The organism is Cyclobacteriaceae bacterium (genome assembly GCA_013141055.1).
GTDB lineage: Bacteria > Bacteroidota > Bacteroidia > Cytophagales > Cyclobacteriaceae > ELB16-189.
In genome coordinates, this window is the sequence record JABFRS010000001.1 from 658,514 (window position 1) to 682,365 (window position 23,852).

The following is a 23,852-nucleotide window of genomic DNA, read 5'->3' on the forward strand; positions in this document are numbered from 1 at the left end:
TCTTTTATTCATATCGAAGTGAGTTCACTGGATTAGCACCTGAAACTCTGAGTGAGTGATAAGCTACGGTGACCAGTGAGACCGAGAAACAGGCAATAGCGGCAGCTGCAAGGGAGATCCATCCTACTTCAACATGAAACGCATAATTTTTTAACCACGAATCCATAATATACCAGCCTACCGGACAACCAATTACAGAAGCAGTAATTACAAGCGTAGCAAATTCCTTTCCCATCAATCCCACAAGTCCGACTTTCGTTGCACCCAGCACCTTTCGAATACCAAGTTCTTTTGTTCTCCGCTCAGCTGAAAAGGCTGAAAGTCCAAACAATCCAAGGCATGAAATAAAAATTGATAAAGCCGCGAGGGCGTTAAAGACTTTTCCACGCTGTGCTTCAGCTTTGTAGAAATTATCCCAATCCTGATTTAGAAATGAATATTTAAAAGGGTATGCAGAAGCATATTGCTTCCAGATTTTTTCCGTTGCCTTTAATGCCTCGCTGCTTTGATTTTCTTTGGTACGAACCAGCAGGCAATTATAATTTTCACTTTCACGAATTCTTAATATCAATGGCTCGATAGGATTGTGGAGAGATCCAAAATTAAAATCCTTAACAACTCCCACGATCTTGCCTTTGCGTTCCCACATGGTCAGATCCTGATCAGCAACACCATCCTTAAATCCGAATTTCGATGCAGCTTTTTCATTTACAATATAACTAAGACTGTCTGAAACTATACTTTTATCAAAAGGCCTGCCTTCCAGCATCTCCATCTTCATCATTTGAATAAAATCATAGTCAACATCAAGATTAGAAAACAGAATTCGCTCATCTTCATTCTTACCTTCCCAACTGACCCCAGTGGTCGAATTACCAATATCAATTGGAAGCTGGCTGGTGGCGGTGACACTTTCAATGGAGGGGTCCGATAAAAGTTGATTCTTAATTGCATCAAACTTTTTTGACATATCTCCCTGCATGTACATGTAAAAGACGTTTTCACGCACAAATCCTATGTCTCGCTTCTCCATAAAATTCATTTGCCTGAAAACAACGATCGTGCTAATGATCAGGATTATAGAGAGTGAAAACTGAACTACCACCAGGGATTTCCTGAACAATGAAGCACCGGTGCCAGATCTAAGTTGGCCTTTCAAGACCTCAACAGGTTTGTAATCAGAAATGAAGATAGCCGGATAACTTCCTGCAAGAAATGCAGTGAAGACAATTATTGAGATAAATATGATGGCAATTTTTGCATCCAGCAAAAACAATCCAAGATGCTTGCCCGTCAATTCGTTAAACATAGGAAGAATAATCATCACCAATCCTACTGCTATCACTGCTGATAACATCACTGTTAAAAATGATTCACCCATAAATTGTCTGAACAATTGACGTGGGAATGCGCCAATAACTTTTCGCAAACCGACCTCTTTTGCTCTCTTTGATGCTTGAGCAGTTGCCAAGTTCATGAAATTGATACAGGCAATCATGAGAACGAAAATGGCAACAACGAAGAATATTCTAACGTATTCAATTCTTCCTCCAGATTGTTTACCATTCTCAAAATCTCCGTACAAGTATCCATCTCCAAAAGGATGAATAAAAAGATCCGTATCTGACTTTTCTACATGTAGTTTGATTTCACCTGCAAATTTCCTTTCAAAGTCGGTGACATTGGTGCCTTTCTCCAGCATGATAAACGTCCTGATGTTATTATTATCCCATTTATCCAACCATGAGATATTTTCATTCCAGAAAAACTGGAAAGGGATGAGATAATCAAACTTTAAAGATGAATTAGAAGGAAGATCATTGAGCACTCCTGTAATGGTGAATGAATCTTTAGTATTCATTAATAGAATCCTTCCAACAGCATCAACTGTTCCAAAGAACCTTAATGCCATAGCTTTACTAATAACAATGGAGTTCTTATTTCTTAAAGCGGAAGTCTTGTCGCCATAAAGTAAACTAAACGAAAACATCTCAAAAAAATCCTGTTCCGCAAACCTGCCCTTTTCATAGAATGATTTATCGTCCAATTGAAAAAGCTGGTTCACTTCCCATGTGTAGCGGGTCGCAAGAACAATCTCCGGATATTTGTCCTTAATGAATGGAGCCATCGGGCCTGGCGTTGATGAAAAAGTGAATAGTCTGCCATCCGTGTACTTCTGGTTTTCCATGACACGATAAATTCTATCGCCATTTGCATGAAATTGATCCACCCCCAACTCATCGTTGATCCAAAGAAAAATCAAAAGCGCACTCCCCATTCCAAATGCAAGTCCAAGAATATTTACAAATGAGAATAGCTTGTTCCGAAATATGTTGCGCAAGGCAACGAGCAGGTAATTTTTAAACATAATCCGAAAATTTTTAGGATAGACAGAATCCGGTACGCAAGGGATGCATGCCAGTCTTCCTAATAATATACTGACGAAAGAAATAATGGTTACGCTTAGGCAAATAAAAAAAGCGATTCTATCAGACGACTGGCAATTCAATAAAAAAAGTGGTTCCCTGATCCATTATAGATTCAAACCATATTTTTCCGCCTGCCTGGTGAATAATTTGCCGTGTCATGGCCAGACCCAATCCTGAGCCCGATTGTTTGGTCGTAAACTGAGGCTGAAATACTCTCTCCTGAACTTCCTTGCTCATCCCTTTTCCGTTATCCCGAATTGTAATGAGAACAGAATTTTTGTTCACCTCAAAACCAATACTCACCTCAACTTGCCGCTGTTCTTCCTTTCTGGATTGAATGGCGTTGATAATAATATTCGATAATGCTCGGCTAAACGATGTTAGGTCTACTAAAACTTTACACGAGTCGCTTCCCAAATGGCAGACGACTCTCCCACTGCTTTCATCAGCAAACAAATTGGCAGCGGTCTGGAGCGTGTCGTTGAGGTCTACGGCCTGAGGTGAAGGTGCCGGCATGCTGGCAAACGTGCTGAAAGACGTAGCGATCTCATTCAATATCTCAACCTGCTTCAGAAGTACATCCACTGACTTTTGTGATTTCTCCAAGGGAATATTTCCCATTTTTAAAGCCTGTTCCATTTGCTGAAGGGTAAGCTTCATCGGAGTTAATGGGTTTTTTATCTCATGAGCCACTTGCTTGGCCATCTCACGCCACGCATTCTCCTTTTCACTCAAGGCTAATGCATCCTTACTCTCCACCAGATTCTGCACCATCTTATTATACTCTTTCACAAGCGTTCCTATTTCATCAGAAGAATTCCATTGTATAGGTTTATTCTGACCCGTAAGTGTCGTTTGTCCAAGTGTTTTTGTGATGAACTTGATCGGAAAAGTAAGACTACTGGAAGCCCAGAATGACAGCAGGGAGAACAGAACAAAGACAATCACAAAGACAATAAGGATGTTGGATATAATCAGAGATTGACTTCGCTGAAGAAATGTAGCTGATTCAAAGAAGGGAAGTCCTACGATAGCAAGCAATTTTCCCGTCTCAGGGGAAAGAACCGAGGAGTATGCGCAGCTGTATTTCAACTTTCCAATTTGCTCACTGGTAACGGCATGAATCTCTTTTTCCAGGACAATTTCTTTCCATGCATTTCGATCCAGTAATGGAGATATCAATTGATTGTCAAACAAGGCAGGTTGGGATGTGGCTATAAGTTTTCCTGCAGGTGTGTAAACCGATATGTCGATCTTTGAAGACACAGCATTCTCCTCTATCCAGCTTTCAAGATTCACTTCATTTACATCATTAAGACTATCGAGAGCAATCAAGCCAGCAATACGTTCACTAATGGTTCCTGATCGTTCGAGAAAATCCTTCTCAATGCCCTCCTCATTGGATTTACCTATCAAGGTAAGAGTGGTGATACTCACAGCAAGCACAGGCAAAAGGAAAGCAAAGAAAATGAAGAGCTGAATGCGCGAGGTGTAGTTAAATTTTTCTCCACGTGAATAAGAAAATGATCCTGCTATCAATTGGGCAATGAACAACGAGGCAAGACCCACCGCAAACCAGAAGGAGAAATTTGTAATCAAATAAAACGAAGGATAAGAAGATGCTGACACAATGGCCACTGAACCATCAGAATCCTCTATTCCTATATGAGAGTAATTTCTATCAACTACACCTGCACTATATAAAAGCGGATCATCAATTCGCGCAAGCGGAAATCCCTTCTCATAGTTAAAAGGCCCAAAGCTTGTGATCAGCTCTCCTTTGGTAAAAATTGCGTAACTGAAATCCTTATTCCGATAGATCTGATTAAACCGATTATCAATTAAAAGCTCAGGATAAACATTTTGAGGAATAACTCTTTTCAATGAGAGGTCAAGCTGGACGATACCTACCATTCTTTGATAGTAAATAGGAATTCTTACATGATATCTCTTTACAGTATTTCCCTCTGTGGCTTTTGCATATGATATTCCAGGATAGTCTGTTGGAATAAAACTAATCGGTGATACTACGCTATCAGAATCCTCAAACAACTCCTCTGCAATTTGCTCAGTTTTCTTTGTCGTGATGGATATCTCGTAGCGATCAAAATAATTATTGAGGTACACCCGTCTGATCTTGTCAACAACGGCAGACTTTGAGAGAAATGGACTGTTTAGTCTTGTTTGAATAAACTGGTCCTTCTGTATCTTTTGACGCGTGTCATCCAAAAGATATTCTCCAAGTACATCGCGCTCCATGAGAAAGTCCTTTCCAAATCTGAATTGATCCTGAAGCTGACGTTCCTTATAGAAGACTCGTATTGCCGATGCGTTTTGATAACTGAAAATACTGAGGGAAAATATCAGGTAGATAAATACCTGAAATGAAATCCTGAACACTCCGCCATTGATCCTTGAAATTTTTAATACGGAAAAGAACAACAAACCAAGGAATAACGTCACAGATAAGTCACGATTCAGTAAATATGATTGAGCAACAAAAATGCCTGCCGCAACCACTAAGCCTATAAAAAATGAAATGTTGCTTTTTTCAAACAAGTGATTCGCAAGAGCAAAAAGAACGTGGATAATCAGGAAACTACTGATGCACCCTATCAATACAGAAGTGATTGCTGTTATGACGACCTTATCAAAAGAAAGCGATTGAATGAGATCCAGTGCAAGTGTAGAATTGTGATAAATCGATTCAATAAAATCGTACGGAAACAGCAATGCGAAAAAGCAGGCAAGAAGGCATACCGTTCCCAGGATAGCTCTCTGAATACCAGATCGTTGCAACATCCATTGAACAGTTCTGAACTCTTTGAAATTCCAAAACAGATAGCTCACAAGAATCAAAAGCGCCAGGGAATTGAAGAACAGATCACCCATGGATGCATTCAAAGAAGATGAAGCAAACTTTTTAGGATCAAAAAGATCTGTTGCCAGATACATCGCGGGGAAGTTAATCGCAATCATTCCCATCCTCACTCCTAGAAGAATTACGAAAAGGAAAACCAGTGTTACATCATACCCGTACGATTTCTCAATGATTCTTCTATAGTTCCATGTCAAAATCCCTATAATAAAAAATGCTAAGGCTATTAATAAAAATGATAATCCACTTTCATGAACATCAGGTTTTTCAGGAATAATTTTGAACAGCACCCGTCCATCAACGGAGACAGATTCCCCAACAAAAGAAAGTGGAGAGGTTATTGTCAGATCTCTTACCGGGAAAATACTTGAATTCCACTGGGAAGATAAGAAGTTATTGATAATGGGGTATCGATCAGCAAGTTCAAGAACACAATACAAAGTGGAGCGATCTGGAAGATTCCAGCGCTTTAAAAGAAAGTCACCACGTTGAGACTTAATAAAAACTATGCTGTCATTTCCTGAAAAGGAAGTAAGATCAGGAAGAAAGTCAGAACGATTCCATGAGATAATGTGAGTACTGTCGGCATGAACAAAAAAATGGTCCACCTCATCCCATGAAGTAGAATTTACAGAAAGATTACTGATCAGCTTCTTTGCGTCGGCATTGATAGAAACTAATTCAGCTTCGGCATTTTTCTGTATATGAATGAGAAGATCTCCATGAAAACTCTTAGCGTATTGAGAACGAATGAGCAGACCACCGGATATAAGCAGGACTGAAAGTAAAAGTAGTAATAGGGAGTTCCGCAGGCTCATAGGCAACCGTACGAATATACCAAAAACCCGCTACGGATTGAGGTCAGGATTGTAGTGAAGTCCTCCAAACCAGTAAAGCCACAGGACTCTGGAGATTCGAAAACATGGAGGAGTTGTAATAACTGCAACGAGTGCAATAAGAATCAGGTAAACAAATTCCGGTAGCTCCACGAGATAATAGATCGTGAGACCAAACGCAACAAGGATGACAACATTAAAAGCATATGTGATGTACATCGCCCCAAAATAGAAGCCGGGTTCTGGCTCAAGCAGCGCCCCACATTTTGGACAATGATTATTCATTTCAGCAAAATGTGAAATACGGGAAAAAGGGTATTTAAAAATATCTCCTTCTCTGCACTGAGGACACTTACCTGAGAGTAGTGCTGTCTTGTAACTGTTTTTGCTCATTCTTTTTGCTCGTCCTGTACCAAAGATAACCTATAACAGCAATTGCCACATATGGTGCAAAGAACAGGTACATAATACCAGTATTAATGCCTGCTGCGATGCCAATATTTCCGTTGCTAAGATTATTTTCCAGGGTTGCACGACACATCGCGCACTGCGCATCCGCCTGTATGGCAATAACGATCAGAAAGAATACAGAAATGAGTTTCTTCATAATGCTCGCTACTTATAATATGGACTGATCATCAAATAAACTATTACTCCAGTCACAGCAACATACAGCCAGATTGGAAATGTAAATTTAGCCAATCGGCGATGACGCTCAAAATTGCCACTGAGAGCTCTGGAAAAGGTGAATAAGACAAAAGGAATTACCACCACCGAAAGTGCAATGTGGGAGATCAAAATGAAGAAATAGATTCCTCGTATAACACCATCTCCACCATAAGGAGTCGGTTCGCTCGTGAGGTGATAAAGGATGTACATCACCAAAAACGCTGAAGAGAGACCTATGCAGGTTTTATTTAATAACTCGTGAAGCTCTCTCTTTCCATTTTTGATCGCCCAGAAGGAAACCATTAGCAAAACAGCAGTCAGGCCATTAAGCGTTGCATATATTGGAGGCAGAAAGGTGAAATCATAGCCCGGTAAAGGTGGAATTCTGAAGAGGACTGCTACGGCAACGGGTATAATGATCGAAAGGGCAATGATCAGTTTCTTGTACGGCTCAGGTCTTACTTCTTCCATCTTAATATTTCTTCAATAAGATTTTCAACTCTACTCTCAGGCGATCCATTTCATCCCTATCGCTAAGATCATAATAGCCTCTGATGATCCCTTCTTTGCTGACAAGCACTGATTGGAATGGATCGTTCAATAAAAAAATACACTCCCGCAAAATTCCAGACGATTGCCCTGTGATTTCAATTGCATTTATCACATTAATAGCATTATCTCCCAGCTCGTCCTTTAATGCAGTCTTAATTTTCGCAACATCAAGCTTCCCATCCGTAAAAATAATGGCATTCAACTCCTGATCACTATTTAGTAATGAACGCACGGAATCAGGAATAATGTATGGAGAAGGATACGATATATTACAATCAGACGGAGGATCGATTACTCCCTTGTCATGATAAACCGGCACAACAAATTCATTCTTTCCCGCATACTTAAGGAAAACAAAAATCAACCCCGGGAGCAGTAATGCGAGAAACAGGTAAAGTATCTTTTTCAATTTGCTTATGTGATAAAAAGAAAGGCTAAAGTTTATTCAACCTTAGCCTTTTGTAAGGGGGTGAAGTTTCTCTAATAGCTTATGATCTTGGTGCCTTCATAAACAAAAGCAACCAACATCCATCCAATGAATATCATTGGAAGCAATACTGCCCAGAAAAGAACCTTTACTTCGTGACGAAGGTGCATAAATTCACCAACGATATATCCAGCTTTAACGATCGTAAGAATTACAAATATGAAAGTCTTAGCAACACCGTGCGGCACTGTAAAGGCAATAGCAAATTCAACGAGTGTTATGAGCAACAGGATTCCAGCTACCTTCCACAACTTCTTGATCTTTTCAGTATCAGGAGGAAGCACTACAATCTGAGGTTCTTTATGATGTGACATAGGTCTTTTTAATTATTCGTTTAAACCAGGTAGAAGAACGTGAATACAAATACCCAAACCAGATCCACAAAGTGCCAGTATAGACCAACCTTCTCTACCATTTCATAATGGCCACGACGTGCATAAACACCTGTTACAGTATTGTAGAAAATAAGGAAGTTGAATAGTACTCCAGTGAAAACGTGGAAGCCGTGGAAGCCTGTAATGAAGAAAAAGAAGTCAGCAAAAGCAGGTGGACCATATTGATTTTCAACGAGACCAGCTCCAAAGGTTGGTTTTAAGTCATTAACGAATTTCCCATCTACAACATGAGACAGGACGGATCCTGAATCAGTTCCAACAATAAAGTGAGTCCACTCCCATGCCTGACAACCTAAGAAAGTCATACCACCAAGGATGGTCCACAACATCCATTTCTCAACCGCTTTTTGATCCATACGATGGCCGGCTTCAACAGCCAACACCATTGTAACAGAGCTCATGATGAGAACAAAAGTCATGATACCAACAAATACCAGTGGAAGGGAATATCCATGAAGGAATGGAACTGCCTCAAATACCTTTTCAGGGATTGGCCACCAGTTCTGAGAAAAAACAAAATTCTCTACTTCACCGGAATAGGCAGGATTGGAAGATCTTACCAAACCGTAGGTAATCAAAAGGCCGGAGAAAGTGAATGCATCCGACATCAGGAAGAACCACATCATGAGCTTTCCGTAGCTCACTCCCATTGGGGAAGTACCGCCATCCCATACGCTTTTACCATGGGAAACTGCGGCTGTTGTTTGTGACATAGAGGAGAATTTACAGGTTTCTAATCAGGGGCTAATCTACTACCGAATCGATAAATTAACAATGTACTTACTAGCGAAAAAACAATAAAAATAGCAATAAGTAGACCCACAGGATGCCCAGAAAATGCCAATAAGTGGTACACATTTCCATCTGAGCCATATTCTTGGAATTGATCCTCAGTTTGTAAGCTGAATTCAAAACTACAACAAGAAAAATGATGGCACTGATGATGTGAGCACCATGCACGCCTGTCAAAACATAAACAAATCCACCAGAAGGATTTCCAACAAAATGAGCACTTATATCTACCAGCTGTCCCCATGCCACTACCTGTCCAATCAGGAATGCAATTCCAAGAACTGCTGTCACAGTCACCATCATTTTTAACAGGCTGGTGTTGTTTTTCTTAGCAGCAAAATATGCCATCTGCATCGTGACGCTACTTACTATTATAATTACCGTTGTGTAATAGAACATTGGAGGAAGATCAAAATACCTCCAGTTTCCATCTGCCTGCCGAACGATATACGCCGATGTCAGACCTGCAAAAAGCATCATGACGGTTACCATGAACAGCCACATTGCAAATTTTTTCGGATGCATAGAAAGAGTCTTCTGAGGCTCCTCCACTATCTTCATCTCACTCCTGATCGCCTTTCCCATTTTCTTATAACTCTTTAAACTTTATCCAATAAATATGCGATCTGTACAATCGGCAGGTACAGAAATGAACCAAACATGATTCTCAATGCTGACTTTCTGCTACCCGTTCTTAACAATGAGAAGGTAGCCGCAAAAAATGCTACACCGCACACTGTGGCAACAATAGCTGAATCCAAACCTGTGATCCCAAACTTCGCTGGCAACAGGCCCAGTGGTATAAGAAACATGGTATAGATCATTATCTGAATAGCCGTGTTCAAATCTTTTCCACCACCGGATGGAAGTAACTTAAAGCCTGCCTTTTTATAATCTTCATCCGCTACCCAGGCAATTGCCCAGAAGTGTGGAAACTGCCAGATGAATTGAATTCCAAAAATAATCATTGCTTCATGCGTAATCTCTCCTGTGGCTGCAACCCATCCTAACAGTGGCGGCAATGCTCCGGGAAATGCTCCAACAAATACAGCGATCGGCCCGACACGCTTGAGTGGTGTATAAACAAAACAGTATAGGAGAAGCGAAATGAATGATAATCCTACCGTCAGAGGATTGGTAAATTTCCAAAGAAGGAAGAGACTGATCAACGCACAGATTGAAGCAAAAATCAATGCCTCATATACCGTTAATTTTTGAGTCGGCAGTGGACGCATTTTTGTGCGGTCCATCAGTTTGTCATAATCTTTTTCAATAACCTGATTGATCGCACCCGATGCCCCTGAAAGAAAAAATCCCGCTATTGACAAGACCGTAAGAACAAACCAGTCAACCGATCCGCGTGTTGCCAATCCATAACCAAAGGCACAGGAAAAGGCAATCAGAAACGATAATCTTGGCTTCAGCAACTGCCAGTACGCCTTCGATTTGATGGCCACTGTTAGGGAGGGAATACTATGCTCTTGCGTTGTAATCATTTCAATTCTTTGATACTTCTAAACCCTTCATATTCAACTGCAAATACATCTGAAAAAGCCATCCAAAGGTCACAACAGCCAGCAACAAATGAACTGGCTGCAGATATCCTGGAACAGCAAAATAGGCCATTGCAATGCCCGTCATTACAGAGCACAAAACTAACAGGAAAGGAACAAGGGTTAAAGACTTTTCAATGGTTGTTTTGCGAAGTTTTAGCCATAAAATCACAGGCACCAGTGCTACCAACCATGAAAAGGACCGGTGGATAAGGAAATCAATTCCTGCATTGTCAATCCATTCTTCGCGGGGCAATGTGCCCGACAAACGATCAAGGGCTTCTCTCACCTGCGTACCTAAAAATATCTGAATGAGGAGTACCATCATCCCTGCGATCACCCAGCCATTCACTCCTGTCAATTCCAGAGGTTTGTTATCCCCGGAACGCACCATCAACCACACCAGAACAGCCACCATGACAATTGCCAAAAACATATGCACCGTGATCGTCCATTGAGTGAGATTGGTGGAGACCACAATGGATCCAAACCACCCCTGGATAAGAACAAGAATCAGGATCATCAGGGAACCTTGGAACAACTGAGGGTATTCTTTTTTGATCTTCCAGGAGGCGATGAACAGTCCAATGATCATAAATCCTATCAGCACTCCTGTGACGCGATTCATATACTCAACCCATGTCTTGGTAGCATTGAAATCCGCTTCCGCCAGAATGGATTTATCCTCCTTTAATTTCCTTGCAGTCTCCTCAAGTCCAATCAATGAAAGGTAGCGGGCAAACTTAATGTTCTTCTTTTCGCGATAAGCAGCGTATTGCTCTTTATAATTTTCAGGAAGTTGTGAAACGGAAGTTGGAGGCACCCATTGCCCAAAACACCGGGGCCAATCGGGGCAACCCATTCCTGAGCCTGTGCTTCTTACTACACCACCCACCAGGATTAAAATATAAACAGCGACCAGGGTTGATAAGCTGAGCTTATAAAAACGCCTGATCGCTGTTGAGTTCAATTATTTTCTTTTCAGTGCTTACCTGAATCAGGTGTAATAGCACCGTTGTTTCCCATTTCTAATTTGATGAGATCATTCTCATGCGGCAAATTGGATTCTGGAGTTTCTGAATAAGGTATTGTCTGTGGAATAAAATCATCCTTAGCACCTGGCTTGCTGTAGTCATATGGCCAGCGATATACTGTTGGAATCTCTCCTGTCCAGTTACCATGACCAGGAACGCGTGGCGTAGTCCATTCAATTGTGTTAGAATCCCATGGATTAGCAGGCGCAAGTTTTCCGCGGAAGATGCTATAGAAGAAGTTGAACAAAAAGATGAATTGAGCAGACAATGTTATAATCGCTGCAATGCTCACCAGCATATTCAAATCAGCAAAAGAATTGAATGTTTCAAAGTTAGTCCATGAATAATATCTGCGTGGGAAACCCGCGATACCGATGTAGTGCATTGGGAAGAACACCATGTACACACCAACAAAAGTCAACCAGAAGTGTATTGATCCCAGACGTTCATCCATCATGCGGCCAAACATTTTAGGGAACCAGTGATAGATACCTGCAATCATTCCAAAGAACGATGCGCTACCCATTACAAGGTGAAAGTGAGCTACCACGAAATAGGTATCGTGTAATTGTATATCAACAGCTGAGTTACCCAGGAAGAGGCCTGTAATACCACCCGTTAAGAAGAAGGAAACTAATCCGATGGAGAACAACATGCCAGCGGTAAACTTGATGTTACCCTTCCAAAGGGTTGTAACATAGTTAAAGATCTTCACCGCTGACGGCACGGCAATGATCAATGTCAGCAATGTAAAGATTGAACCAAGAAATGGATTCATTCCTGTCACAAACATATGGTGAGCCCACACGACGAATGAAAGGATTGTAATAAAGAGCATGGATCCAACCATCGCTTTGTAACCGAAGATCGGCTTGCGTGAATTGGTAGCAATAATTTCGGAAGTGATACCGAGTGCAGGAAGCAACACGATATAAACTTCAGGGTGACCCAGGAACCAGAACAAATGCTGAAACAGGATTGGGCTACCTCCTACGTGAGGAAGTGCTTCACCTCCAATGTAAATATCAGATAAGTAGAAGCTCGTTCCGAAACTTCTGTCAAAAATCAAAAGTAAAGCTGCTCCAAATAATACAGGGAAAGAAAGCAAACCAATAACAGCAGTAAAGAAGAACGCCCAGATCGTCAATGGCAAACGGGTAAAGGACATACCCTGTGTGCGCATGTTGATGATTGTTGTGATATAGTTAATACCTCCAAGGAGTGTGCTGACGATGAACAAAGCCATCGCAACCAACCATAGTGTCATACCAAGACCTGATCCCTGTACAGCCTGAGGCAATGCACTTAAGGGAGGATACACTGTCCAGCCACCACCAGCAGGACCGGTAGAGATGAACAAAGAGGTGAACATAACAGCACTTGAAAGGAAGAAGAACCAGTAAGAGAGCATGTTCATAAACCCGGAAGCCATGTCTCTTGCTCCTACCTGAAGTGGAATAAGGAAATTACTGAAGGTTCCGCTTAAGCCTGCTGTCAATACAAAGAATACCATGATGGTACCATGCATAGTGACGAGGGCGAGATAGAATTCAGGATCAAGTTTACCCTGTTCTGTAATCCATCCGCCAAGCAATGGACGAAGCCATTCCAGTTGAGCATCAGGGAAACCAAGTTGAAGACGGAAGATCACTGAAAGAACACCACCGATCAGCGCCCAGGCCATACCTGTTATCAGGAACTGCTTGGCAATTACTTTATGGTCTTCAGAAAAAATGTAATTCGTCCAGAAATTACCATGATGGTGCTCATGTCCATGATCATCATCGTGATGGTGAACTTCTGAATTGACGTGTATATCTACAGTTGCCATTGTATTATTTGTCTTCTATTTAACGATTGAAACAGACTGAACTACTCCAGTATCATGCGATCCATTATCAGGAGCAATACCAGACTTAATTATTGCATACTCACGCATGTTTTCAGGGATTCTTGAAACGTAATCAGGATTTTGTTTCAACCATGATTCCTGGGATGCTTTCCATTTTCTGAATGATTCTTCTGATTCAACGATCACAGGAAATCTCATCGAGAAGTGACCTTTACCGCAGATCTCAGTACAAGCCATTTCATAGTTGAAGTTTGGATTGCCTGTCTTCGCTCTCATTTCTTCAGTTGTAACTTTAGGAATGAATTTGAAAACAGTTTGCATTCCTGGTACCGCATCCATCTTTACACGGAAATGTGGAAGAAATACGCTGTGCAAAACATCCTTAGCGCGGATCTTCAGTAAAACTTCTTTGTCTACCGGAAGATGAAGTTCAAGTGATTTAAAATCATCGTATGAATTCTTATCACGGAGATCAAGTCCAAATTCGTTATTAGCATCAATCAAGCGGAAATCAATCTTTCCAAGTTCCTGATCCGTTGTACCTGGATAGCGAGCTGTCCAGGCGAACTGCTGTGCTACAAGTTCAATGACAACCGCATCCTTTGAAGCAGGTCCGGTGATATCATTCCATGCATTGAGACCTCTGAAAATTAAAAGAGCCATCACAACCGCCGGAACCAATGTCCACACAATTTCAAGTGTATGGCTGTCAGAGAAGAATTCTGCCTTACGATTTTCATCGTATTGATATTTGTATGTGAACCAGAACATGATCACTGAAATGATGGCGAACGCTGCAACGCATATTACCATCGTGATCCAGAACAAATGATCAGTTATAACACCATGCTCAGAAGCTACCGGAAGCGTGTATTCATCAAAATGTACATATGACCAGTAGAAAAATCCTACAAGGCTCAAAATGCTGAACGCCATGAAGAGAAACGCATTGATCTTATTTCCGGGACCAACCTTGCTCTTGTTCTCCTTTACCAACCCAACGAGATTGGTAATCCGGAAGATCATAAACAAGATCACCAGTACTAACACGATCCCAATTCCAATAATTATGTTCATATCCTGTTATTAACGTTCTGTCTTCTTATTCACTAAATATGATGTCCCTGACTTTCTGCCATCATTGGATCATGCTTCGCTACTAACGGGAATTTCGTCAGACTGCTGAGTGTCACCAAAAGGAACGCTGCCATAAAGATCATCGCCATTCCTATTTCCAATAACCCAAGTCCACCTTCACCATGCATAACTCCAGGTGTAACCATGTTATAATAATCCAGCCAATGACCAACGATCACAATCGGACATGCTACTTTCAACATAGCGATCTGTCTCTTTGAATCTCTCATCATCAGTAACAGGAAAGGAAGGACAAAGTTCAGGAATAAATTAGCGAAGAATATCCAGCTGTAAGGAGCAACTGTTCTGCGTTGAACGAAGTACACTGTTTCCTCCGGAATGTTTGCATAGAAAATCAACATGAACTGGGCGAACCAGATGTATGTCCAGAAAATGCTGAAAGCGAATACAAATTTTCCGAGATCATGGATATGATTTTCATTCACCACTTTCAGATAACCCTTATCCTTTAAAGAGATTACGATGAAAGTGATCATGGCAAGACCGCATACCCACCAGCTGGCGAATACATACCATCCCATCATTGTGCTGAACCAATGTGTGTCAATGCTCATAACCCAATCCCATGCAGCTACAGATGAGCTGTATCCGAAAATGATCAGGAATATTGTTGAAAGCTTGCGTGAAGAATACCAGTGCTGAATCGATCCGTCAAGGTCTTCTGCTAGCATTTCTTTCTTAATCCATATGAAGAACAAATACCAAAGGCCGAAGAACACAACCAATCTCATTACAAAAAATAGCGGGAACCCTCCTGCTGGTAATGGCCAGAAGAAGAATGCGCTTTTTCCATTGATGATTTTATCAAACTCTGAACTGCTTGGATCATACAAACCTGAGTGAGTCCAATGGAATACATCATGCTTTACAATAAAGAAAAGAACCAGCATCAAAATACCTGCATAAGGAATCCAGTGACCCATGGCCAACGGTATTCTTTTTACACCTGCTGACCAGCCAGCTTGTGCTGCATACTGAATTGCAATGAAGAATAATCCTATAATTCCAAGTCCTGCAAAGAACACATTGTTCATCCACAGTGTTGAGTAAATTCTTTTTAACCAATTTGGAGTTTCAGCATGATGCTCACCTTCACCTTTTGCCGCTTCCGCCTTTTCACCATGTTCCTGATCAACACTTGCTGTCAGGTTACTGGAAATCTCAGAGCTTGCGTGCTCTTTTCCTTCTGCCGGTGCAGCTTCATGATGGCCTCCGCCTGACATGGCCATGAATACGCCGATTAGAAAAACAACGACCCCAGCTCCCAGCAACATAAAAAGCTTGTTGCGTGTGCCAGTCTTGAATTCGTATTTTTCGTCAGCTACTTCGTGTGAATGATTCATTCGTTCAATCGTTTATCAATTCAATTATTTCTGCTTTTGCAACACTTTCACATACTTGGCAATCTTCCATCGGTCTTCCGGGCTTATCTGTGATCCATGAGATCCCATTAAACCAGCACCGTAGGTGATCACATGAAAAATATGTCCTTCTGACATTCCTAAATAAGAATCTCCTTTAAGATTAGCAACACCAGGAAATTTGTCTGCAACTTTTCCATCACCCATGCCTTTGGCACCGTGGCAATGCTTACAGTCCACTTCATAAAGAACCTTTCCTGCATCCACGATAGCAGCTGTTGAATCCAATGGATTCTTCATTCCGCCAACAATGAAATCAATACTATCCTTTGCAACTTTTTTGCTTCTGTATGGCAACCATCCAAATTGATTTCTCTTCACTGTATTGGGGGCCGGCATACGCATATTCATGCGGTTAGGATTATACTTGTTTGAATTGAAGTACTCTCCTCTGTTCGCTCCATTGTCCAGTGAGTTTACCCAACGACCAGCACTTTCGTCTGTAATCTGAGAGAGTGGCTCATAGGCAACTGAGTGATACATGTTTGGCGCATACTCGCGACCAGGGTTATCACCGTGTGCTGTACATCCCCAAAGGACAACAGCCGATGACGCCGCTATTAGAATATTTTTGATCTGCATAGTTCTCATTTCACTAAAAGCTTTTCTCGTTGACTTCCGATGCACCATTTTCTTTCAATATGCTACGAATTTCTTCTTTGCTTACTCTATTATCGCCAAGGTCAATTGCCATTACATGCTTATCATCTGTGCTGCGGATATCATATTGGCGTGGCCATTTGTATGGCTTCAGTCCACTCACCACCAGAAAAGTACCTACCATTCCAAAAGCAGAAAGCAATACCGTAAACTCGAAGGTTACCGGAATAAAAGGAGGAATTGAATAGTGATTCTTTCCACCAATGATCATCGGCCAGTCATAGCCCAACATCCAGATCTGTGTTGACAATGCGAGGATCGTACCTGTCAATCCAAAAAGAAATGCAGCGATTGGCAGACGTGTGCGTTTATATCCAAGCTCTTCATCCAATCCGTGAACAGGAAAAGGTGAATAGACTTCCTTAATCTTTACTCCTTTGTCTCGGATGTTTCCAACAGCATGAAGCAATACGTCTTCATCGTCAAAAATTCCAACCAAAAAGTTTTCTTTCGCAGTACTCATTGAATTCTATCTTTTAATGGTGTGCTTCAGTTGATGATTTCTTCTTTTCAGAAGTTGATTTCACAATACTCTTTACCTCCGCCATATTGATCACCGGGAAGAACTTGGCAAATAATAAGAATGCTGTAAAGAATATTCCAAACGTGAACAGGTACTCACCGATATCATATTGAGTCGGGTGGAACATAGTCCAACTGGATGGAAGGTAATCTCTGTGAAGAGAGGTAACGATGATCACGAAACGCTCGAACCACATACCGATATTTACAATGATCGAGATCACAAAGGTCGCCACCAGATTAGTTCTTAGCTTTTTAGACCAGAATAATTGTGGAGAGATAACATTACAAGTCATCATAGACCAGTATGCCCACCAATATGGACCGGTTGCACGATTGATGAAGGCATATTGCTCAGCAGGAACCTGTCCATACCATGCGATGAAAAACTCAGTGATGTAAGCGATCCCTACAATGGATCCTGTAATGATAATGACGATGTTCATCAACTCTACGTGATAGATCGTGATGTAATCTTCAAGTTTGAATACTTTTCTGGTGATCAGCAAGAGCGTAAGCACCATGGCAAATCCTGAGAAGATCGCACCTGCTACAAAGTATGGAGGGAAGATCGTAGTGTGCCAGCCAGGAACGACAGATGTCGCAAAGTCCATGGATACAATAGTATGTACAGAAAGTACGAGTGGTGTTGAAAGACCTGCAAGGATCAAAGCAACCGACTCATAGCGTGACCATGTTTTTGCAGCGCCATCCCATCCAAAGCTCAAAGCATTGTAAACATTAGCACGTGTCTTTGCACCGGCTCTTACAGCACGGTCACGGATTACTGCGAAGTCAGGAATCAATCCCATGTACCAGAATACAAGTGATACAGAGAAGTATGTTGAGATCGCGAATACGTCCCAAAGCAATGGTGAGTTAAAATTTACCCATAGTGAACCGAATGCATTTGGCAGTGGAAGTGCCCAGTAAAATCCTAACCATAGACGTCCCATGTGGAACGCAGGGAAACTCAAAGCGCAAATAACGGCGAAGATCGTCATCGCTTCCGCAGCGCGGTTGATTGACATTCTCCAGCGTTGACGGAACAACAAAAGGATCGCAGAGATCAGTGTACCAGCGTGACCAATACCAACCCACCATACGAAGTTTGTGATATCCCATGCCCAGCCTACCGTTTTATTAAGACCCCATGCACCGATACCGTTCCACAACATGTAACCGCAGCAGTATGCCCCATACGTCAATACCGCAAGTGAAACTCCAAAGGCCATCCACCACAATCGTGTTGGCGCGCCTTCTACCTGGCGGCTGATGTCATGCGATACATCGTGAACGGTTTTTCCACCGGTTACTAATGTTTCTCTTAATACTGATTCTGAATGCATATATAGTAGCGTTCCGTGTTTCTAAATTTTTATCCGACTATGCGTGTTCTTTTACTTCGTCTTTGTTTCTGATCTTGGTCAGATAGAAGATGTTTGGCTTCACGCCGATTTCTTCCAATACTCTGTAAGCACGTGGATTACCAGTTTTCTTATCAGAAGCAGCCGCTCCCTTTTCATCCTTTGTGATCTTAAGAAGCTTGGAGATAGCGCTTTCCTTATCATTCATATCTCCGAATACAATCGCACCTGAAGAACATGCTGCCTGGCAAGCTGTTACTACTTCACCATCTTTCACAGATCTTCTTTCACGTTTTGCCGTGAGCTTTCCTGCCTGGATTCTCTGAACGCAGAATGAACATTTCTCCATTACACCGCGTGAACGGACAGTAACTTCAGGATTCAATACCATACGACCTAAATCAGTGTTCATCGCAGGGTTTGACTGATAGAATTGCTGATTGTCGTGATACTTGAACCAGTTGAAACGTCTTACTTTATATGGACAGTTGTTCGCACAATAACGTGTTCCGATACAACGGTTATAAGTCATTTGATTTAAACCTTCTGTGCTGTGGGTAGTTGCAGCCACAGGACATACAGTTTCGCAAGGAGCATTGTTGCAATGCTGACACAACATCGGCTGGAATACAACCTCCGGATTCTCTGCTGCAATTTCCGCTTCCTCTGATGTATAGTTTGTTGAATCGCTGCTGTAGTAACGATCAATACGCAACCAGTGCATTTCACGGCGGCGGATAACTTCATCCTTACCTACCAATGACACGTTGTTCTCAACATTACATGCTACGATACATGATCCGCAACCTGTACAGGTGTTAAGATCAATCGACATACCCCAGTGATGCTGATTGTATTCATGACCTTTCCACAAGCTGAGTGAAGATGGATCAACCTTTTCTTCCCAATTTGTAACCTTTGGAATATCCCGGCCTGCGAAGGCGTCTTTCTTAAATTCACTTAAAACTGATTCCTGGATAACATTCTCACGCCCCATGTAGGTCTGGTGAGTTTGGGTCTGTGCCAATTGGAATGGTTCTTCTGTTTTAGCAAGTGTTACACCAGCTACTATGTCTGTAGACAGTGATCCGTTCATCATCGTAATGAATGGATATGCGCTTACACCAAGATTTTCAGCAACCTTACCAACCTTGGTTCTTCCATAACCCAATGAGATACCAACCGTTCCTGGAGCCTGACCAGGCTGAATCAACACAGGAACTTTTACAGTTTTACCTGCAACAGTAAGATTTCCGTATTGAGTATTGCTTTCACCATCATTTGTAAATCCTAAACTCTTTGCATCGCGCTGAGAAATCGTAATTGGATGATCCCAAACTACTTTTGTGATAGGATCTGGCAATTCCTGAAGGAGGGGATTATTAGCCTGTGAGCCATTTCCAACTCCATAACTTTCATAGATCGCAAGCTCCATCCCCTGACCACCTGCTTTGTAGTTGGAAGAAATTGAAGCGGCAGAAGCTGTAACATCTGCAGCGAACGTATATGTTTTTGAATCTTCAGATTTCAATTCAAGCACTCCGTCATAGAGACATTTATCCCACCATGACTGGAAGTCCATCAAAGAATTTGATTTTCCATAGAACCAGTTTTTCCAGTTGTCCTGAAGAACTGTAAAATAATCCGCAGGTGCACCTGCCCATGTCATGAAAGTCTCCTGACCTTGTCTTGACATAAATAAAGGAGTGATTGCCGGCTGTGATAAGCTGAACAAACCCTTCTTTGGTTCAAAGTCATTCCATGCTTCGAGGTAATGACGATCCGGAGCTTTGTAAGTAACCAGTGATCCGGTTTCATCTTCTGTGATTCCGGTAGAAACTGTTAATGATATATTCTTAAGAGCAGCACCAAGCTTTGCTCCCATTGGATGATCGTAAACCGGATTACAGTTATAGAAAATAACTCCATCAACTTTTCCACCTTCTGCTTCACCAACAAAAGCTGCCATTAATTCATCATTTCCCTGACGGAAATTGACTGGAAGATTTGGAAGGATCGTTGTTCCGTAACTGCCGAGCATATCATTGATGCCATTCACTATTACCTGAACACTCTTATCATTAGAACCTGATACTACCAATGAGTTACCTCTGGTTGACCAAAGATCATTGGCTGCCTTTTCAAGATTAACAACTTTATCGATGCTTGCTGATAAACCAGCTTTGCCTGCTTTCGCTGCGATCAGGTTATACAATTGAGCTGCCACCAAACCGGACTCTGAAGGCTTCACCATTGTACGGTAATCTGCATTAGCACCGGTCAATGATAAGTTAGCTTCAAACTGATAGTGACGGGACATCTCACGATGCTCTTCATCAATCTTTCTGGTTGCTGCGTATTGTTTTGTCGCTTCAATAGAAGAAATCCATGATCCAAGGAAATCCGCACCAAGACTTACAATTGTTTTTGCTTTGCTGAAATCATACGATGGAATCATGCCAACACCGAAAGATTCTTCGTTGGCTTTCCATATACCATAATAAGAAATAGGATCGTACTGAACGTGTTGTGTTGTAGGATACTTTGCTTTGAATTTATCAATAGCAACTTTTGTACTTGGACTCAATATTGTATTGGAAACAATTCTGATTTGTCCACCCTTGGCTGCAATTTCTGTAAGCTTGGCAATTACCTGAGCATCAACATGTTCCCAGTCTGAATTCTCAGCTCCGATCTTTGGAAAACGGAGGCGGTAGTTGTCATATAAAGAGAGTACAGAAGCTTCCACCTGCGCACTGGTTCCACCGGTAGAAACACTGGATAATGTATTTCCTTCAATCTTGATCGGACGACCGTCACGAACCTTTACTAATACGCTGCAATAATCACCGCCGTCGATATAACTTGACGCATAATAGTTAGCAATTCCTGGATCTGCATCCATTGGTTTTGTAACAAAAGGAATGGCGTTGCGGATAGGTGCTTCGCAGGCCGCTAATGAAGCTGCTGCTACGCTGAACCCCATCATCTTCAGGAAATCCCGGCGAGAGTGTCCCGGATCTTCTTCGACACCGATGTTGGCAAACTCTTTACCGGCATGCTTAACAAAAGCAGTGTCGTTTTTAAGTTGTTCCAAACCTTTCCAGTATGTCTTTTTAGTAGTACTCATATGAGTTGGTCGTTCCTTTTATTATTATGCTGAATTCTTAATCAATAAATCTTTAATCGGCAATAGACTAGTAGTGGCACTTAGCGCATTCCAATCCACCGATCTGCTCAACCTTAAATGTTTTCTTATCGTGGATTTCTACAAGGTTATCATAGTATGCGTTGCCCTTTGTATTAACATCGGTCTTGCGGTGACAGTCGATACACCATCCCATTGTTAATAAGGAGTATTGTTTTACAACATCCATTTCCTGAATAGGTCCGTGGCAGGTCTGACAAACAACACCCGCAACGTTCACGTGCTGAGAGTGATTGAAATATGCTAGATCAGGAAGATTGTGGATACGTATCCATTCGATTGGCTTGGTAGGTCCGATATACTTTGCAGAATCAGGATTATAACCCACCGCTGCATAGATTTTTGCTATTTCACCATCACCAGTAATGGTACCCGTTCTGATCTGTGAGTGACAGTTCATACAGATGCTTGGTGAAGGAATGTTTGCCTGCTTGCCTTTCGCTGCGCCGGTATGGCAATATTTACATTCGATCTCATACTGACCAGCATGGATCTTATGTGAGAATGCAATTGGCTGTTTCGGCTGATAGTTCTTCTGAACACCGATCGAATAAAGACCATCGATGGTAGTTTTGAATGCGAGTGTTCCGACCACGAAAATTACCAGGAAGATAAATCCAGGGCTACGGGTTACAGAATTGAAAGTGATCGGTGAGTTGACAATTTCACGATCTTCCTCGCTAAGCTCTTTTGTATCAAGGAATTTGCGCAAAGCGCTGATAATCAATGCTAATATGATGACTAAAAGGATCAGAATGATGATCATTCCAACCATGATAGCATCCAGATATGCCGATGGCGCACCACCTCCTCCGTTTGGATTCTTAGGATCAGGTGTTGGTGTGACAGCTACATCCGGTTTTGCAGCTTCTGCTTTCACATATGCGAGGATCGATAATATCTGTTCGTCTTTGAAGCTGGTGAAAGCCGTCATCTGGCTGTTCTTGTACTCAGCATAAATTTTTACCGCGTAATCATCTCCACTGGCAATCACTTTTGCAGGATTGTGCACCCAGTTAATGATCCAACCCACTGAAGGAACACGACCTTCAACGCCGGCAAGTGCAGGTCCGATCAACTTTGTCTTCACACGGTGGCACGATTTACAGTTACCGTTGAACAAAGCTTCACCTGCAGCAACAGCTGCTGCATCTGTCGGAATTTCCTGGGCTTGAACTGAGAGTGAGAGGAGAAAACAAAGGAGAACTTGTGTTACACAAATAAAGATTCCCGAGAACAATCGCTTCATCATGTGGGTTAGGGTTCCGCCTTTTATACGGAGATGCACAAATCTACACTCGGATGCCATTATTTCAAATATTTTTCTTGGCTTTGGCATGATTGTTTGAGTCATGCGAAACTCATTTTGCTAACTTGGACACAAAGCATTGATACTACATTACAAGACCATAAAATCAACAATTTAGAATTAATATAAATTATGGTTTTTTGCTCCAAATCAGCCTGAAATGACGCCTTTTGATTACGTATCTGTTCTTATCTCTATCATCCTTGGTTTAGGCATCACTCAGATCATGACAGGTGTCGCGGATCTTGTTCATCAATGGAACAAAGTCAAACTTTATTGGCCGCACCTTCTTTGGATCGTTTTAGTTTTTATTCTTCACATTCAGGAGTGGTGGGAGACATATCAACTTCATGATTTTGATGAGTGGAGACTTCCAACTTTCCTCTTCCTCAGCCTTTACCCGGTAACCCTTTTCATTCTGGCAAGAATTCTCTTTCCTTTCAATGTTCAGGATGGCCCGATTGATCTTAAGGAATTCTATTACGCAAACTTCAGGAAGTTTTTTATCAGCACGATGATCCTGACTGTGCTGTCAATTGCCAGCAACATCATTGTTCGCGGGTTTATGGGTGATCAGATCATACAAATTTCCCTTTTTTGCATTCTTGGACTGGTGACGATAAAGAATTATCGAAAAGAATGGGTCCATCAGCTTATTGCCATAGCCATGTTGGCCACATTTATTGCCGGCTTCATCGTAAACTGGAACTCGTGGATTATCAAATGATTA

19 protein-coding genes and 1 pseudogene are annotated in these 23,852 nt (G+C 41.7%); 1 reads left to right on the plus strand and 19 read right to left on the minus strand.

The genetic code is table 11. The annotated features are described in order from the left end of the window. Positions 1-4 precede the first annotated feature (4 nt). From HOP08_02875 to HOP08_02965, 19 genes and pseudogenes are all read right to left on the minus strand, one after another. Positions 5-2,368, minus strand: a complete 2,364-nt coding sequence (locus HOP08_02875) for an FtsX-like permease family protein (protein NOT73845.1) — start codon at positions 2,366-2,368, stop codon at positions 5-7. A gap of 121 nt (positions 2,369-2,489) precedes the next feature. Further along, positions 2,490-6,125, minus strand: coding sequence for a HAMP domain-containing histidine kinase (locus HOP08_02880; protein ID NOT73846.1), 3,636 nt, complete (start codon positions 6,123-6,125; stop codon positions 2,490-2,492). 30 nt (positions 6,126-6,155) lie between these two features. Continuing rightward, entirely contained in the window at positions 6,156-6,428 is a 273-nt protein-coding gene (locus HOP08_02885) for a DUF983 domain-containing protein (protein ID NOT73847.1), read from the minus strand. 67 nt (positions 6,429-6,495) lie between these two features. Then, positions 6,496-6,750, minus strand: coding sequence for a hypothetical protein (locus HOP08_02890; protein NOT73848.1), 255 nt, complete (start codon positions 6,748-6,750; stop codon positions 6,496-6,498). A gap of 8 nt (positions 6,751-6,758) precedes the next feature. Continuing rightward, positions 6,759-7,283 carry a DUF420 domain-containing protein gene (locus HOP08_02895; GenBank protein ID NOT73849.1) on the minus strand — a complete coding sequence of 175 codons (525 nt, stop codon included), beginning with the start codon at positions 7,281-7,283 and terminating at the stop codon, positions 6,759-6,761. A gap of 1 nt (position 7,284) precedes the next feature. After that, positions 7,285-7,773: a hypothetical protein gene (locus HOP08_02900; GenBank protein NOT73850.1), complete on the minus strand. Its 489-nt coding sequence runs from the start codon at positions 7,771-7,773 to the stop codon at positions 7,285-7,287. Between the two features lie 71 nt (positions 7,774-7,844). After that, complete coding sequence (locus HOP08_02905; GenBank protein NOT73851.1) at positions 7,845-8,165, minus strand: cytochrome C oxidase subunit IV family protein; 321 nt, start codon at positions 8,163-8,165, stop codon at positions 7,845-7,847. A gap of 20 nt (positions 8,166-8,185) precedes the next feature. Further along, entirely contained in the window at positions 8,186-8,959 is a 774-nt protein-coding gene (locus HOP08_02910) for a cytochrome oxidase subunit III (protein NOT73852.1), read from the minus strand. 70 nt (positions 8,960-9,029) lie between these two features. Continuing rightward, a complete protein-coding gene (locus HOP08_02915; protein NOT73853.1) occupies positions 9,030-9,623 on the minus strand; it encodes a cytochrome oxidase subunit III in 594 nt (197 codons plus the stop codon). A 14-nt stretch (positions 9,624-9,637) separates the two neighbouring features. Beyond that, entirely contained in the window at positions 9,638-10,534 is an 897-nt protein-coding gene (gene cyoE, locus HOP08_02920) for a protoheme IX farnesyltransferase (protein ID NOT73854.1), read from the minus strand. Between the two features lies 1 nt (position 10,535). Further along, positions 10,536-11,495, minus strand: a pseudogene (locus tag HOP08_02925) (COX15/CtaA family protein). A 77-nt stretch (positions 11,496-11,572) separates the two neighbouring features. Continuing rightward, positions 11,573-13,456: a cytochrome c oxidase subunit I gene (locus HOP08_02930; GenBank protein NOT73855.1), complete on the minus strand. Its 1,884-nt coding sequence runs from the start codon at positions 13,454-13,456 to the stop codon at positions 11,573-11,575. Between the two features lie 15 nt (positions 13,457-13,471). Then, positions 13,472-14,503, minus strand: coding sequence for a cytochrome c oxidase subunit II (locus HOP08_02935; protein ID NOT73856.1), 1,032 nt, complete (start codon positions 14,501-14,503; stop codon positions 13,472-13,474). Positions 14,504-14,586: 83 nt separating this feature from the next. Then, positions 14,587-15,978: a quinol:cytochrome C oxidoreductase gene (locus HOP08_02940; GenBank protein ID NOT73857.1), complete on the minus strand. Its 1,392-nt coding sequence runs from the start codon at positions 15,976-15,978 to the stop codon at positions 14,587-14,589. 24 nt (positions 15,979-16,002) lie between these two features. Then, positions 16,003-16,638: a cytochrome c gene (locus HOP08_02945; protein ID NOT73858.1), complete on the minus strand. Its 636-nt coding sequence runs from the start codon at positions 16,636-16,638 to the stop codon at positions 16,003-16,005. Between the two features lie 13 nt (positions 16,639-16,651). Next, on the minus strand, positions 16,652-17,179 hold the full coding sequence (locus HOP08_02950) for a DUF3341 domain-containing protein (protein ID NOT73859.1): 528 nt from the start codon (positions 17,177-17,179) through the stop codon (positions 16,652-16,654). Between the two features lie 13 nt (positions 17,180-17,192). After that, entirely contained in the window at positions 17,193-18,587 is a 1,395-nt protein-coding gene (gene nrfD / locus HOP08_02955) for a polysulfide reductase NrfD (GenBank protein NOT73860.1), read from the minus strand. A 37-nt stretch (positions 18,588-18,624) separates the two neighbouring features. Further along, entirely contained in the window at positions 18,625-21,735 is a 3,111-nt protein-coding gene (locus HOP08_02960; GenBank protein NOT73861.1) for a TAT-variant-translocated molybdopterin oxidoreductase, read from the minus strand. A gap of 67 nt (positions 21,736-21,802) precedes the next feature. After that, entirely contained in the window at positions 21,803-23,062 is a 1,260-nt protein-coding gene (locus HOP08_02965) for a c-type cytochrome (protein ID NOT73862.1), read from the minus strand. Positions 23,063-23,282: 220 nt separating this feature from the next. Between HOP08_02965 and HOP08_02970 the strand changes: the two genes are divergently transcribed. After that, entirely contained in the window at positions 23,283-23,849 is a 567-nt protein-coding gene (locus HOP08_02970; protein ID NOT73863.1) for a hypothetical protein, read from the plus strand. Positions 23,850-23,852: the final 3 nt, after the last annotated feature.